Annotated in this window: 15 protein-coding genes; 10 read left to right on the top strand and 5 right to left on the bottom strand. The window is 64.7% G+C overall.

Annotated features, from left to right (window positions below; all coding sequences use genetic code 11):
* Positions 1-76: 76 nt before the first annotated feature.
* The gene (locus CS1BSM3_RS11885) at positions 77-859 is read left to right on the top strand and encodes a DUF502 domain-containing protein (RefSeq protein ID WP_083528534.1); all 783 of its coding nucleotides are present in this window, start codon (positions 77-79) and stop codon (positions 857-859) included.
* Here CS1BSM3_RS11885 and CS1BSM3_RS11880 read toward each other — a convergent pair whose 3' ends face one another.
* Both CS1BSM3_RS11880 and CS1BSM3_RS11875 read right to left on the bottom strand, forming a co-directional pair.
* Entirely contained in the window at positions 860-1,819 is a 960-nt protein-coding gene (locus CS1BSM3_RS11880) for an alpha/beta fold hydrolase (protein ID WP_072387302.1), read from the bottom strand. It abuts the gene before it with no gap.
* 163 nt (positions 1,820-1,982) lie between these two features.
* Positions 1,983-2,522 (bottom strand): hypothetical protein, encoded by a 540-nt coding sequence (locus CS1BSM3_RS11875; protein WP_143149180.1) that lies wholly within the window; start codon positions 2,520-2,522, stop codon positions 1,983-1,985.
* Positions 2,523-2,752: 230 nt separating this feature from the next.
* Between CS1BSM3_RS11875 and CS1BSM3_RS11870 the strand changes: the two genes are divergently transcribed.
* The 3 genes from CS1BSM3_RS11870 (at position 2,753) to CS1BSM3_RS11860 (ending at position 5,995) form a co-directional block, all read left to right on the top strand.
* Positions 2,753-3,607 (top strand): SDR family oxidoreductase, encoded by an 855-nt coding sequence (locus tag CS1BSM3_RS11870; RefSeq protein WP_072387300.1) that lies wholly within the window; start codon positions 2,753-2,755, stop codon positions 3,605-3,607.
* Between the two features lie 128 nt (positions 3,608-3,735).
* Positions 3,736-5,202 (top strand): PAS domain-containing sensor histidine kinase, encoded by a 1,467-nt coding sequence (locus tag CS1BSM3_RS11865; RefSeq protein ID WP_083528533.1) that lies wholly within the window; start codon positions 3,736-3,738, stop codon positions 5,200-5,202.
* 31 nt (positions 5,203-5,233) lie between these two features.
* On the top strand, positions 5,234-5,995 hold the full coding sequence (locus CS1BSM3_RS11860; RefSeq protein ID WP_072387298.1) for a peptidoglycan-binding domain-containing protein: 762 nt from the start codon (positions 5,234-5,236) through the stop codon (positions 5,993-5,995).
* Positions 5,996-6,004: 9 nt separating this feature from the next.
* Here CS1BSM3_RS11860 and CS1BSM3_RS11855 read toward each other — a convergent pair whose 3' ends face one another.
* Positions 6,005-6,289, bottom strand: coding sequence for a DUF2312 domain-containing protein (locus tag CS1BSM3_RS11855; RefSeq protein WP_072387297.1), 285 nt, complete (start codon positions 6,287-6,289; stop codon positions 6,005-6,007).
* A 222-nt stretch (positions 6,290-6,511) separates the two neighbouring features.
* The gene (locus CS1BSM3_RS11850; protein WP_210188771.1) at positions 6,512-7,810 is read right to left on the bottom strand and encodes an aspartate aminotransferase family protein; all 1,299 of its coding nucleotides are present in this window, start codon (positions 7,808-7,810) and stop codon (positions 6,512-6,514) included.
* Between the two features lie 156 nt (positions 7,811-7,966).
* Here CS1BSM3_RS11850 and CS1BSM3_RS11845 point away from each other — a divergent pair, with 156 nt between their 5' ends.
* The 6 genes from CS1BSM3_RS11845 (at position 7,967) to CS1BSM3_RS11820 (ending at position 13,899) form a co-directional block, all read left to right on the top strand.
* Positions 7,967-9,013, top strand: a complete 1,047-nt coding sequence (locus CS1BSM3_RS11845; protein ID WP_072387295.1) for an Ldh family oxidoreductase — start codon at positions 7,967-7,969, stop codon at positions 9,011-9,013.
* A 177-nt stretch (positions 9,014-9,190) separates the two neighbouring features.
* Positions 9,191-9,709 carry a PRC-barrel domain-containing protein gene (locus tag CS1BSM3_RS11840; RefSeq protein ID WP_072387294.1) on the top strand — a complete coding sequence of 173 codons (519 nt, stop codon included), beginning with the start codon at positions 9,191-9,193 and terminating at the stop codon, positions 9,707-9,709.
* 115 nt (positions 9,710-9,824) lie between these two features.
* Entirely contained in the window at positions 9,825-10,181 is a 357-nt protein-coding gene (locus CS1BSM3_RS11835; RefSeq protein WP_072387293.1) for a PRC-barrel domain-containing protein, read from the top strand.
* Positions 10,182-10,307: 126 nt separating this feature from the next.
* Positions 10,308-11,114 carry an amidohydrolase family protein gene (locus tag CS1BSM3_RS11830; protein ID WP_072387292.1) on the top strand — a complete coding sequence of 269 codons (807 nt, stop codon included), beginning with the start codon at positions 10,308-10,310 and terminating at the stop codon, positions 11,112-11,114.
* A gap of 123 nt (positions 11,115-11,237) precedes the next feature.
* The gene (locus CS1BSM3_RS11825) at positions 11,238-12,785 is read left to right on the top strand and encodes a DASS family sodium-coupled anion symporter (RefSeq protein ID WP_072388109.1); all 1,548 of its coding nucleotides are present in this window, start codon (positions 11,238-11,240) and stop codon (positions 12,783-12,785) included.
* 40 nt (positions 12,786-12,825) lie between these two features.
* A complete protein-coding gene (locus CS1BSM3_RS11820) occupies positions 12,826-13,899 on the top strand; it encodes an NAD(P)-dependent alcohol dehydrogenase (RefSeq protein WP_072387291.1) in 1,074 nt (357 codons plus the stop codon).
* 10 nt (positions 13,900-13,909) lie between these two features.
* Here the strand turns inward: CS1BSM3_RS11820 and CS1BSM3_RS11815 are convergent, their stop codons facing one another.
* Positions 13,910-14,911: a phosphate acyltransferase gene (locus tag CS1BSM3_RS11815; protein WP_072387290.1), complete on the bottom strand. Its 1,002-nt coding sequence runs from the start codon at positions 14,909-14,911 to the stop codon at positions 13,910-13,912.
* Between the last annotated feature and the right edge of the window lie 27 nt (positions 14,912-14,938).

Genomic DNA, 14,938 nt, shown 5'->3' with positions numbered 1-14,938 from the left:
CCTGCCTCGGATATACCTTGCGCGGGAGATGAAGCTGTCCCCGGCGGGACGTGGCGAACGCGCGGGAAAGGACGGGATGCAGGACAAGCTGTCGAGGTCAGCGCCCGAAGAGGGTGCGCCCGGCGAGGATCCGGCGCGGCCCACGACCGTGGAAACGGTCGAGGTCCATCGCTGGCGCGTCGGCGCGCGGCTGCGGAACTACTTTCTCACCGGCCTCGTCGTCGTCGGCCCCGTTACCATCACGGTCTACATCGCCTGGTACGTCATCAACATCGTCGACCGATGGGTCAAGCCGTACATCCCGAACATCTACAACCCGGACAACTACCTGCCCTTCGCCGTGCCCGGGATCGGGCTCCTGTTCGCGATCCTGATGCTGATCATGATTGGGGCGCTGGCGGCGAACCTGCTCGGTCGCTCCCTCATCAGCGCCGGCGAGATGATGCTCGATCGGATGCCGATCGTCCGCAATCTCTATCGCGCGCTGAAGCAGATCTTCGAGAGCGTCGTCAGCGTGACGACGCCGGAGCAGCCCTTCCAGAAGGTCGGCTTGATGGAGTTTCCATCGAAAGGCATCTGGTCGCTCGTATTCGTTACCGGTGAGGCGGCGCGCCAGATTGCAGCGCTCAATCCGGACGAAGATCTGGTCAGCGTGTTCATGCCGACAGGAATGCTGCCCCCCACTGGCTTCGTCTGCTTCGTGCCCCGCGCCAGCGTCACGATCATCGGCATGAGCGTCGAGGACGCCGCGAAGATCATCATCTCGGCCGGCATGGTCAATCCCGAGACGCAGGCCCGTCTGCGCGAGCTCAAGGAGCAAGCCGGCGTCGCGGGTGATGGCAAAGCGCCGAGAGCGTAGTCACGCCGCATTGGCGTCGATGCCGAGATAGGCATCGAAGACCGACCAGAAGTGCTGTCGGATCGTGTCATTCTCCTGCATGATCTCATGCTGGGACTGGGGAATGGTCACGTGTGCGCCGATCTTCAGGCGGCTCGCGAATGCCTCGATCGCACGCGAGGAGACGATGCGGTCGTTGGCGGCGCTGAAAAGCAGCAGCGGGACCTTCACGCGCCGCGCGAATGAAGGATCCATGACGTAAGCGCACGAGCGGTAAGCCGCTCTCGTCCATCCATCGGTCGGATAGCCGAGAGCGAGCTCGGGCGCCGCCTCGATCACCTGGCGATTGCGCATGTAGCGCTCGCGATCCGAGGTGAGCATGTTGCCTTCGAACGTCGTCATTTCGGCGGGCTGATCGGAGCCCGTCGGGACATATCGCGTCGAGAAGCCGAGAAGGCACGCCGTCTCGACGAAGAAGCGCGCAAGCCCGGCAGGAACACGCTCTTTTTCGGCCAGTATCTCGAACATTGGCGCGGAAAGGACGATGCGCTCGAACCACGAGTCCGTGGCGACGGCGTGCCGGGCCAGAATGTTGCCGCCCATGGAGTGCGCGAGCGCGTAGTAGGGCGGCGGGCACTCAGGGAGCACGATCTGCTGCATGAACGCCGCGAGGTCGCGATCGAACTCGCTGAAGTCTTTGATGTGGCCTTTGCGCGGGTTGGGCAGCATCCGGTGCGAGCCGCCCTGCCCGCGCCAGTCATGGATGGCGACGGCAAAACCGCGACGCCTCAGATCGGCGATGACCTCGAAATATTTCTCGATGTACTCGCTCCGGCCGGTGAACACGCAGAACGTGCCGCGGGCTGGTCCGCGCGTTGCGCTCCAGCGCGCATAGCGCAGCGGTGCGCCATCGTATCCGGGAAAATCTCCGGTTGTTGCTCCGCTGGGAACAGGGTTCTTCGCGAGCGAGACCAGGGGCATGAACCACCGATGATTTGAGAGGAGTACTGCGAATCGAATGTTGGGCACTTTAGCAAGTGGAATGCGCCGCGGCAGGATCTTTCGCCTGCTGGCGCACCAAAAGGAGAACGGCAGAGGTGGGGGCCTCTGCCGTCGAAATGCTCATGCCTGCAAAAAGCGAAGCTCAGCGGAGATAAGGACCATACCCATAGTACCGCCGCGGTCCGTAGGCGTACGGGCCGCCTGGCACGGGCGCGAGCGGATGCGCCGAAACGACGTCACCCGAGCAGCGATCGATCCTCAGGCGATAGGGAAGCCCGTTCGGGCGCCGCGCTTCAACCACGGCCACCTCCCGGCGGACGTCGATCTCGCGGAAGTCCTGCCAGCCTTGGCGGTAGAGGCGATCGCGGATCACATGACGCGGCGTGCAATCGTACGCAAACCGGTCCTGATAGCCGTAGACGCGCGCTGGCGGCGCGAGCCGCTTGTCGTCGTAGTCGTCATCCTCGACGGCGTAGCGCTCCTCGATCTCTTCCTTCTCGACGTAGCGTCGCGATACACGGCCCGGTGGGGGGCCGTAGAGATCGCGATAGCGCTGATCCTCGTACGCCGATCTGTAGCGATCGGACGGTTCGCCGTATCCCAAGTCGGCGGCGCGCGCGGGTGTACCCCCCGCCAGGGTCATTAGGGCGATGGCGCCGGTCGCCATAGCGATCAGTCTCATGCCTCGAACCTCCTGGAGCTGCTGGTGTCCCTGCCGGCCGAAGTCGCTCGCCACAAGCGATTCTCGACCTGCTCACGCCTCCCTCCGATGGCAGGGTGACGGCGCCACCATGAACGCAGTCTGCAGGCTGCATTCATGTCGCGTTCATCCGGAACACCGGTGCCCTTGATTAGTTGCTGCAATTGCGGAACCTTGATGACCAAAGCATCGATCATGAGCGAGGAGGTCACGTGTTTCAGGACGGTTTGTTGAAGGGGAAGCGCATTCTTGTCACCGGCGGCGGCACCGGGCTTGGTGCAGCCATGGGGCGGCGCTTTCTCGAGCTTGGCGCCGATCTCGTCATCTGCGGTCGCCGGATCGAGGTTCTCGAGGAGACCGCTGCGCGCTTTCGGAGCGAGACGGGCGGCAAGGTCATGCCCATATCCTGCGACGTGCGCGATGCGGCTGCTGTCGAAGCCATGATGGACCGCATCTGGGAAAGCGGCCCGCTCGATTGTCTTCTCAACAACGCAGCCGGGAACTTCATCGCCGAGACGCATAAGCTCTCGCCGCGCGCGATCGATGCAATCCTCAACACCGTGCTGCACGGCACGGCCTACTGCACGGTGGCGGCCGGGCGCCGCTGGATCGATGCGGGACGGCGCAACTGCACTGTGCTCTCGATTCTCACGCTGTCGGCGCTCAAGGGCGCGGCCTTCCGCGTGCCTTCCGCCATGGCCAAGGCCGGTGTGCTCGCGATGATCCGAAGCCTCGCCGTCGAGTGGGGGCCGAAGGGCATTCGTACGGTCGCCATTGCGCCGGGGCCGTTCCCGACGGCCGGTGCCTCGCAGCGCCTGACGCCCGGCGGCGGCGACTCCGTCGTCGATCGCGAGATCCCTCTGCGGCGCAACGGCGAGCATATCGAGCTCGCGAACCTCGCCGCGTTCCTGCTCTCGGACATGGCGAGCTACATCACGGGTGAGTGCATTGCCATCGACGGCGGCAAGCAGTTCATGAGTGACGCCGGCAGCCGCACGGTCGAGCTCATGAACTGGACGGAGGAGGATTGGGCGCGTATGCGCGCACAGGCCACCAGCAAACGCTGACGCTCGGCCGACGACCACCGCATCCAAAAGATACAAACCGCAAGCGCTCGGTGAGAGTTCATTAAGCTTAATAATTCACAGTGCCCCCAGTCGAGTTACGGGGGCGCTGCGTTTGCGGTGAGTAGAGCGTGAGCTTCGATTGGCGTCGGTGGTCGGGTCGTTCCTTCAGCAAGTTCATGACCGGATGGGGAAATCCTCCGGTCCGCAGTGCCGAGGCCGGCACTCCGCCTGAAGCTGTTTTGCCGATCCCGCCCGCCGCTTCGGGCCTGATCATCGCTCTCATTTTTGCCGGCCATTACGCTCTGACCGGCGATTTCTTGATGGCTGCCCTGCTGGCGGCCTGCCTCGCGGCGGCACTTTCGGCAGCCGCGCTCATCAAGACCCACCGCGCCACCCTCGCGCAGCTCGAGGCCAGCCGCGACATCCACAATCTGGTCGCGGACAATGCCGCGGACCTCGTCACGCGCCACAATGCACAAGGAGCGATCACCTACGCCTCGCCTGCCGCGAGTGCGCTGCTCGGTGCGTCCCCTGCACTCCTCATGCGCCACGGTTTGTCGGCCGCGATGAGCACCGGCAACGCGGCGCGCTGCCAGGATGCAATTTCACAGTGCCTGGAGCTTGGCGCGCCGACATCGGCGGAAGTTGAAATCAGCGTCGGTGGCGCCGCACGCTGGATCGAGTTCCGCTGCAAGCCGCTGTCGGATGGCGAGAGCGCGGTCGCCGTGATGCGGGACATCACCACGCGCCGCTGGCACGCCATTGCCATGCGCCAGGCGCGCGAGGAAGCCGAGAGCGCGAGCCGCGCCAAGTCCGCGTTTATTGCCACGATCAGCCACGAGCTGAGAACGCCGCTCAACGCCATCATCGGCTTCTCGGAGATGTTGCAGCGTGAGCTTGGCGCCGAGGGGGGCACCGCCCGCCACGCCGACTACAGCCGCATTATCCGCGAGAGCGGCGAGCATCTCATGAGCCTCGTCAAGGATCTGCTCGACATCTCGAAGATCGAAGCGGGCCGGCTCACGATCTGCAAAGAGCCCTTCCGGCTGTCGGACGTGATCGCAAGCAGCGTCGACACGCTGCGCCCCGCTGTGGCGGCGAAGTCCATCGCGCTCGATGTGACCATCTCTGACGATGTCGGGGAGATGGTCGCGGATCAGCGTGCGTGCAAGCAGATGCTCATGAATCTGCTGTCGAACGCCTGCAAGTTCACGCCCGAGGGCGGCCGCATCGAGCTCGGTGCGCTGGTCGACGGCGGGAATGTGCTGCTCTCGGTGCGTGATAGCGGGATCGGCATTGCGCCTGACCACGTTGCCCGGCTCGGCGAGCCCTTCTTTCAAGTCGACTCGTCGCATTCGCGCCAGCTCGAAGGAGCCGGGCTCGGCCTCGCGATCGTCCGCGGGCTCGCGGAGCTGCATGGCGGACGCCTCAGGATCGAGAGCACGCTTGGCGAAGGCTCGTGCTTCAGGCTCGTCCTGCCCATGGATAGCGAGATGCACGACGCTGACCCCGCTACCGAGGTCGAGAGGCCTCAGAAGGATGCAGTGCCCGCGCCCGCAGTGGCGCCCGCACGTCCCATCGCGCTTGTCGCATGAGTTTTGGAGTAATCAGTAGGAGTACCGTGACATGACCAGCCCTCGTGATGCACGGATTGCCGGCGCGTTCATCGTGGTCTTGGCCGGCGGTGTCGTCTGGAACGTCGCTTATCTGCAGGAAGGCCCGCGCGATCGCCGCAGGGCGGTTGTTCCGGTCGGCGTGCACGTGCCGCTGCCGGGTGCCCAGCCGGTTGTCGAGGCGCGCCGTTCGCAAGGTCCAATGACCTTGTCTCTCGCGGCATTGATCGAGCAGAGCGAGGCACGCGCTCAGGGAGCGCCGTCAGGCCCGGCGGCCGCCCCAACACTCGACCAGCTTCTCAGTGCCGAGCCCCAGGTCGCACCGCTGCCAGCAGCGGCGCCTGCGGCGCTTGTCAGGGAAGTTCAGGCGGCGCTTGCCGCGCGCGGCTATCAGCCTGGGGCGCCGGACGGCAGTGCTGGTCCGGTTACCCGTGCGGCCATTCTTGCCTTCGAGCATGACCATGGTCTTGCCGCGACGGCAGAAGCTAGTGAAGCCCTGCTCGCTGCGCTTCGTGCGCCGGGGCGGCCGGTCGCTGGTGGCGCACGCTGGGAGAAGCCGACGGAGGCGGCCGGAAGCCTCGTCAGGGCTGTCCAGCAGCAGTTGATCGCATCGGGCTATCTCAGGGGCCAGCCGAGCGGTGTGCCCGATGCGCCGACGGTCGCTGCCATCCGCGCATTCGAAACGGCCCATCAGCTGACACTGACAGGCCGGATCTCGGCGCCGCTCGTGGCGCGCCTGCAGCAGAATCGCGCGCGCGTGGCGGCAGGGCAGTAGTAAGGGCTGTTATTCCGCCGCCATCATGGGCGGGTCGGACGGCAGCGCGTCGAGCATCCCGAGGGCGTGCATGTAGGTCGCGAGGATCGCCTCTTCCTCGTCGCGATCGTCTTTCGGCTGCTTCCGGAGGCGCAGGATCTGCTTCATGATCTTCGGATCGAAGCCCATGGCCTTGGCTTCGGCGAACTTGTCGCGAATGTCACTGGCCAGCGCCTTCTTCTCTTCCTCGAGGCGCTCGAGCTGCTCGATGAGCTGGCGCAACTGCGCCTGCGCGGATGCTTGAAGCGACGTCATATCCCTTACCCCACCATTGGACGAGCGTGTCGCGCACGCAACTCTTGTCGTGACGCGCACGAGCGCTGCTGCAATGCCCTCGCAGCGACTCAGTACGCCTCAGCAACGGTAGGGGCGCAGCTCGGCCGCAGCAAGGCGCGCTCAGGGCTGCTGTGTGTCCTGGGGAGAACGCGGGATAAGTAGGAGGGGCGCCTTTACAACGCGGCGCCCCTTCACTTGCCGCTACGCCGCCTTCGCGGATTTCAGTGCGCGAATCGCGCCATCCCAGGCGTCGAGCGTCTTCGCGACATCGGCCTCGGTATGGGCGAGCGAAAGGTAGTACTTGCTCTCACCCTTCAGGATGCCGGATGCCAGCAGCGAGCGATTGATCGCACCCTGCATCTTGGCGTCGCTGCGCAGCGTGGCGCGATAGTCGCGGATGTCGCCCTCGGCAAAGACGACATCGAAGAGCGGCGGCTCACCGATGACCTGCGCAGGGAGCTTGGCCGCGCGGATGCGTTCCGAAATGCCGTCCATGAGCGCGCGACCGGTCGCAAAGAGCTTGTCGTAGGCGCCGGGCTCCCTGAGGATTTCCATGGTCGCGAGGCCGGCCGCCGACGCCACGGGATTGCCCGAGAGCGTGCCGATCTGCACGGTGAAGTCCTCTTCGCCGACGGCTGCCTTGTCGAAGTGGCGCATGATCTCGGTCTTGCCGGCGATCGCAGCCAGCGGGAAGCCGCCGCCGATCACTTTGCCGAAGGTCGCGAGGTCCGGCGTCACGCCGTAGTAGGCCTGCGCGCCGCCATAGGCGAAGCGGAAACCCGTCACGACCTCGTCGAAGATCAGCACGATGCCGTTCTGCTCAGTGAGCTTTCTGAGACCCTCGAGGAAGCCGGGCTTCGGCGGGATCAGGCGCTGGAAGGGCTCGACGATGATCGCCGCGATCTCCTTGCCATGCTGCGCGACGAGGCTTTCGACAGCCGCCAGATCGTTGAACGGCGCCACGATCATCTCTTCGCGAATGGCCTTCGGAATGCCGGCCGAATCCGGCACGGCGGCGGGGAAGTTCGCGAGGCGCTTCGGCGCGAGGCTCATGAGGCCGTAGTCGCTCATGCCGTGATAGCCGCCCTCGAACTTCAGGATCTTCTCGCGCCGCTTGTAGGCGCGCGCGACGCGCATCGCGTAGAGGTCGGCTTCCGAACCGGACGAGACGAAGCGCACTTGCTCAGCGCACGGCACAGCCGCGACGATCTCCTCCGCGAGCCGAATGCCTTGGGCGTTGTTGACGAAGAAGGTCGTCCCGAGCGGGACCTGCTCCAGCACGGCCGCCTCGACCTTCGGGTGACAGTGGCCGACCAGCATGGGGCCGGAGCCGAGCAGATAGTCGATGTACTCGTTGCCGGAGACGTCCCAAACATGCCCGCCCTTGCCGCGCGCGATCACGATATCGAGGGCAGTATTGCCGAATGTGCCGGCCGGCAGGACCTTGCGCGCTCGTTCGGCAAGCTCGGTCTCGGCAGCACTGCGTTGCATTTGGGTCATCTCGGGGCTCCCCATGTTCATGTCTGGACAGGTGACAGCACGTTTGCTGCGAGCTTAGACTGCCGCCACACGCAACTGAAGTCGCGGATTGTGCATGGCGGCGTCCTGTCCGTCGTGCGCCGTGCCGCGCCGCTAGTCAAACCCGAGGAAACGCCCATGCCGATCGTTGCCGCCGACCGCCTCACTGCTATCGCCAGCACATTGCTGCAATGCGCAGGTGCGTCGAAGGAAGAAGGCGATACCGTGGCGAAGGGCTGCGTCGCCGCCAACCTCGCGGGTCATGACAGCCACGGCGTCATCGCGATCCCGACCTACATCGACCGCATGGGCAAGGGCCACATCGTTCCCGGCGCGCCCTTCGAGATCAAGCAGGAGACGGCGACCACGACCGTCGTCGACGGCAACTGGGGCTTCGGCTTCGTCGTCGCCGAGAAGACGGCGAAGCTCACCATGGAGAAGGCGAAGAAGTCGAACGTCGCGGCGGCGACGATCCTGCGCCAGAGCCACGTCGGTCGCCTCGGCGCCTATCCGCTCATGGCGGCGCGCGAGGGCTTCATCGCGATCATGACCGCCGACAGCGGGCGCAGCCCCAAAGCAGTCGCGCCGTTCGGTGGGCGCGAGGCGCGTCTCGGCACGAATCCGATCTCGATCGCTATTCCCTCTGATCTCGACGGTCCGTTCGTGCTCGACATGGCAACGTCGGGCGTTGCCGTCGGCAAGATCAAGCTCGCGCAGGCCAAGGGCACGAAGATCCCGGAAGGATGGATCGTCAACAAGGATGGCAAGCCGACGACCGATCCTTTCGACTACGACAAGGGCGGCGTGCTGCTTCCGCTCGGCGGCGCGGAGGGCTTCAAGGGTTCGGGTCTCTCGGCGGTGGTCGAGGTGCTCTCTGCCGTGTTGCCGGGTCTCGGATTCGGCGTCGATCCGACGGGCCGTCACAACGACGGCTGCTTCCTCGCGATGTTCAAGGTCGAGGCTTTCCGTCCGCTCGCGCAATTCAAGGCCGAGGTCGCGGACTTCGCGCGCTACCTCAAGGCGACGCCGCCGGCCGAGGGCTACTCGGAAGTGATGTATCCCGGTGAGGTCGAGTATCGCCGCGAGCAGGAGCGTCTGAAGAGCGGCATCGAGGTCGACGCGAAAACCTGGAAGAATTTCGGCGATCTCGCGGCGAAATACGGAAAAGATGGTCTCGTTGCCTGATGGCGACGTAGAAAGATTCGCGAAGACAACGATCGATCACGCGGTTCAGCATCCCACGGACGCTGAACCGCTATTGTTTTTGCCGTTCTCTATAAGCGCTTTCAAACGCGGATCAGCGGAACCATTCCACGCCTCGACCGTTCACGTCGCATCACGACTTTTCGAGGAGTGGATCCTATGAAAGCCTCAGTTCTTGCGGTCTGCACCGCGCTTCTGATGACGACATCAGCGATCGCGCAGACGACGACAACGCCGCCAGCGACAACACCGCCTGCAACGACACAGCCGCCGACGGCAACGCCGCCTGCGCGTACGCCGGGTGGCGAGACACAGATGAAATCTCAGGCGCCGACTGAAGAGGTGAAGGGTGCTTGGAACGTAAAGGACTTCATGCGCAGCCGCGTTTACAACATGAACGGCGAGCGCATCGGTGACGTCAACGACATCCTTATCGACGACGGGCGCGTCACGGCGGTCATTCTCGGCGTCGGAGGCTTCCTCGGTATCGGCGAGAAGGAAGTCTCCATGGAACCCGGTCAGGTGAAGCGCATGGTCCACAGCGATGGCCAGCCCTACTTCACCGTCAATGCTACCAAGGAGCAGCTCATGGCTGCGCCGGACTATGTCAGGCCGGCCAAGGCCATGCGCCAGGCGCCCGCGCCGTCCGGTAGTGGCGGCGGTGGTACGACCCGCTAACGCGACTGGAGGGGCGCCTCGTGGCGCCCCTTCTGTTCAGGGCCGGCGCGATGCGCGGCATGACACGCGCTCCGATCACGGGCCCATAACTCGAACTGAAGGAGAGGAGGACCAGATGGCCTCAGCGACACAGCATCCCAATCATCAGCTCATCTCGAGCGAGGATGTCGAAGGCACGAATGTCTTCGGCGCAGGCGACACGAAGGTCGGCGAGATCGATCATCTCATGATCGACAAGTTCTCAGGAAAGGTCACGTACGCCGTGATGAGCTTCGGCGGATTCCTCGGGCTCGGTCACAGCCACTATCCCGTGCCTTGGGCGGCGCTGAAGTACGATCCCACGCTCGGCGGATATCGAACCGGCATAACCGAGCAGCAGCTCCACGATGCGCCCGAGTTCAGCGATGATGAGTGGGGCGATCGCAACTGGGAGACGCGCACGCACCAGCACTATGGCGTGCCGATGTACTGATAGGTGACGCGCCTCGAGTACGAGCACGATGCGCCTGCCGAGCGATCGGCGGGCGCATTTGCGTTGTGGGGATGGGTGCGCTGACTTACCTTCGCGATCGAACGAAAAGATCGCAGGGAGATCGGCATGGCCATCATCGACGCGCAGGTGCACTTATGGGCCAAGGGTATTCCGACGAAGCTGCACCTCGAGCGGCCCTATCTCGCCGATGAGGCCATCCGCGGCATGGACGAAGCTGGCATCGATGGCGCCGTCCTGCATCCGCCCATGTGGGATCCGGATTCGAACGAGCTCGCAGCCGAGGCCGTGAAGGCCTACCCCGGCCGCTTTGCCATTCTCGGCAACTTCCCGCTCGACAAGCCCGAGAGCCGCGCGCTCGTGCCGGCGTGGAAGCAGCGTCCCGGCATGCTGGGCTTGCGCTTTTATTTCAGCGATCCTGTAAAGCGGAACTGGCCGCTCGATGGCACGATCGACTGGCTCTGGCCGGCGGCTGAGAAGGCCGGATTGCCCATCGCATTGCTCGCGGATCACTGGCTGCCGCGTCTCGGCGACGTGGCGGCGCGATATCCGGATCTGAAGCTCATTGTGGACCACATGGGGGCCGAGCGCATCTTCAAAGGCGGCGATGCAGCGTTCGCGAACATGAAGGATCTGACGGCGCTGGCGAAGTTGCCGAATGTCGCTGTCAAGCTGACGGGCGGCCCATTCTATGCCGACGACTCCTATCCCTTCAGGAGCCTGCACAAGCACTATCGCGCACTTTACGACGCGTTCGGTCCGCGTCGGCTTTTCTGGGGCACGGACATCACCAAGATGCCGTGCTCGTGGCAGCAGTGCGTCGCGCACTTTCAGGAGATCGACTGGATTCCTGCAGCCGACAAGAAGCTCATCATGGGCGATGCCATCTGCGCGTGGATCGGCTGGAAGCGCTGAGATTGTGACATACGTTGCTCGCAGATCGGTCGCGGCGATCTGAGAGTCTATTGATCTTGCTCAATGAAATTCCGCTCTGTTGCGGTGATCTTGCCGGCCGAATGCCGGTGGGAGGATCACCCGATGAGGGAAGTAAGTGAGGGACGCGAAGCTGCTCCTGTCGCGAGCGTCGTAGCTAGCGCTAAGCGAGCTGAGGCGGCGGTTGCCGCGCCGTTCTGGGGGCGGGAATACTGGGGACTGCTCGCCGCCATCGCCGCAATGGTGGTGGTTCTGCTTATACCCACGCCAGAGGGGCTCCCCGTTGCGGGCCACCGCATGCTGGCAGTGTTGGCGTTTGCGGTCATCGTCTGGATGACCGAGGCGCTCGACTACGCGGTCTCTGCGGTCGTCATCGCCGCTCTCATGGCCTTCCTGCTCGGGCTCTCGCCTAATCCGGCCAATCCGAAAGTGCTCATGGGAACGAGCGCCGGCCTCGGTCTCGCGTTCAGCGGCTTCGCAAACACCGCGTTGGCGCTCGTTGCCGCGGCGCTTTTCCTCGCGGCGGCCATGGCGACCACGGGGCTCGACAAGCGAATTGCCCTCGTCATTCTCTCCCGCGTCGGCACCGAGACGCGCCAAGTGGTGGTGGGAGCGATCCTCGTCGGCTTCGTGATGGCCTTCCTCGTGCCCTCGACGACGGCGCGCGTTGCCTGTCTCGTGCCCATCATGCTCGGCATCATCGCCGCGTTCGGCGTCGACAAGAAAGGCGCCTTCGCCGGCATGTTGATGATCACGACGGTCCAGACCGCGAGCATCTGGAATGTCGGCATCAAGACAGCGGCAGCGCAGAACATGGTGGCCGTCGGCTTCATCGAGCGCACGCTGAAGCAGACGATCACCTGGCTCGAGTGGTTCATCGCGGCCGCGCCCTTTGCGATCATCATGTCTATCGCGCTCTACTTCGTGATGTCCTGGATGATGCCGCCCGAGATCAAGGAAGTGCCCGGCGGTCGTGACGCCATCCGCAAGTCCCTCGCCGATCTCGGCCCGATGAAGACCTCTGAAAAGAAACTACTCGCGATCTCGCTGACGCTGCTGGCCTTCTGGGCCACGGAAGGCGTGTTCCACATCTTCGACACGTCGACGACGACGGTCGCGGCAGTCGCTCTGATGTTTCTGCCCGGCATAGGCATCATGACCTGGAAAGAGGCTCAACCGAAAATTCCCTGGGGCACCATCGTGCTGTTCGGGATCGGCATCAGCCTCGGCACTGCGCTCTTGCAAACCCGCGGGGCAACTTGGCTCGCCGACATCGTGGTTGCCCAGTTCGGACTGAAGAATGCGACGGCGCTCTTCATCCTCGGCGTCATGAGCCTCTTTCTCACCGTCATCCACCTCGGCTTTGCCAGCGCGACAGCACTCGCCTCGGCAATGATCCCGATCATCATCGCCGTCCTGCAGAGCGTAGCGACGCCGGACATGAACATCGTCGGCATGACCATGCTGCTGCAGTTCGTCGTCAGCTTCGGGTTCATCCTGGTCGTCAACGCCCCACAGAACATGGTGGCCTACGGCACGGAGACATTCGAAGCGAAGGACTTCGTACGCACGGGGCTCGTGCTGACCGTCATCGCCTTCGCACTCGTGATGCTGCTCGGAGCTACGTACTGGCGCTGGCTTGGCTACGTCTGAGCCGCAGGCCCAGCAGACGCAGACATATAGGAGATAAGTCATGCCTAAGATGAAAGCTGCGATTTTCGTTGAGCCTGGTCGGATCGTTCTCGATCAGAAGCCCATTCCTGATCCAGGTCCGCTCGACGCGGTGATCCGCATCACCACGACGACCATCTGCGGCACGGACGTTCACATCCTCAAGGGTGAGTACCCCGTGGCCAAGGGACTGACGGTCGGACATGAGCCGGTTGGCATCATCACCAAGCTCGGCGCGCAGGTCAGCGGCTTCAAGGAAGGCCAACGCGTCATTGCAGGCGCCATCACGCCCTCGGGCACATCCACGGCTTGCCTGTGCGGCTTTCATTCGCAAGACGGCGCGGGCACGGAGAGCGGCTGGAAGGCCATCGGCGGCTGGAAGTTCGGCAACACCATCGATGGCGCGCAGGCGGAGTACCTTCTCGTCCCGGATGCCATGGCGAATCTGTCGCCGGTGCCGGACGGCCTCACGGATGAGCAGGTTCTCATGTGCCCGGACATCCTCTCGACAGGCTTTTCCGGTGCCGAGCGCGGCGGCGTTCGCATCGGTGACGCCGTGGCTGTATTTGCGCAAGGCCCGATAGGTCTTTGCGCGACGGCTGGCGCGCAGTTGATGGGCGCGACGACGATCATTGCTGTCGAGAGCGTGCCTGCGCGTATGGAGATGGCGCGCCGCATGGGTGCCAGCCACGTCGTGGATTTCAAAACGGCCGATCCTGTTGCGGAAATCATGCGCCTCACGAATGGGCGCGGCGTCGATGTGGCGATCGAGGCCCTGGGGCGCCAGGAGACCTTCGAGTGGGCGCTCAAAGTGCTGCGGCCCGGCGGGACGCTTTCGTCGCTCGGCGTCTATTCCGCCGATCTCAAGATTCCGCTCGGCGCGTTCGCGGCTGGTCTCGGCGACCACACCATCGCGACGACGCTCTGCCCCGGCGGCAAGGAGCGCATGCGCCGTCTCATGAGCGTCGTGGCTGCCAACAAGGTGGATACGCGCCCGCTGGTGACGCATCGCTTCAAGCTCGACCAGATCGAGGCCGCCTACGAACTCTTCTCGCACCAGCGCGATGGCGTGCTGAAGGTGGCCATCACGCCCTGACCGGGACGTCCTACGACGGCGGCGCCGCGCGCGCGAGCGTCACGGCCACGGTTGCCACGATGTCGGCGACCGTGGCGCCGCGCGACAGGTCGGAGACCGGCTTGGCAAAGCCCTGCAGGAAGGGGCCGATGGCCTGCGCGCCGGCGAGCTCCTGCGAAAGCTTGTAGCCGATGTTGCCGGAGTCGAGATCGGGGAACACGAGCACGTTGGCGCGGCCGGCGACGGTGCTTGCCTCTTTCACCTTCTTGGCTGCGACGGCGGCGGAGAGCGCCGCATCGGCCTGCAACTCGCCGTCGACCATGAGATCGGGCGCGCGTTCTCTGATCTGCGCCAGCGCCGCGCGCACTTTGTCGACGCGCGGGTGCGTGGCGCTGCCATGGGTCGAGAACGACAGCAGAGCGACCCGCGCAGGCGTCCTGAGCAGGGCTTCGGCACTCGCTGCCGAGGCAATGGCGATGTCGGCGAGCTCCTCGGGGCTCGGATCGGCATTGACCGCGCAGTCCGCGAAAATGAGCGCGCGAGGCTCGATGCCCGAGCGCCCCGGCACCATCATGAGGAAATAGCTCGACGGCGTGGCGATGCCGGGCGCCGGTCCGATGGTCATAAGGCCGGCCTCGATCACACGGCGCGTCGGATTGGCGACGCCCGCGACGAGCGCCTCGGCCTGCCCGATCGCGACCAGGGCCCCACCAAAATAGAGGGGCTTTCTGACAAGGCGCGCAGCCGTGCGCTCGTTCATGCGCTCTCGGGTGGCCGCGACGTGGCCGGCAAGGGCGGGGCCGGCGGTGTCGCTCTCGGGGCTGCGGACTTCGATCGCGCCTGCGGGCCCGCCCGCGGTCTCGAGTTTCGCCCGCGTGGTGCTGACGTCGTCCGTGAGCACGATCGGCCGGGCGAGGCCTTCGCGCGCAATTTGGGCCGCTGCGGCGAGAATGCGCTCGTCCTCACCCTCGGGCAGGACCACCCGGAGCCCGCGCCCCTTTACGGCGGCCTTGCACGACGCAATGATGTCCATCCGCGTCCCCTTCATCTTGCCCCTGGA

Source organism: Hyphomicrobium sp. CS1BSMeth3 (genome assembly GCF_900117415.1).
Taxonomy (GTDB): domain Bacteria; phylum Pseudomonadota; class Alphaproteobacteria; order Rhizobiales; family Hyphomicrobiaceae.
This window is presented reverse-complemented; position numbering and strand designations above follow the sequence as displayed.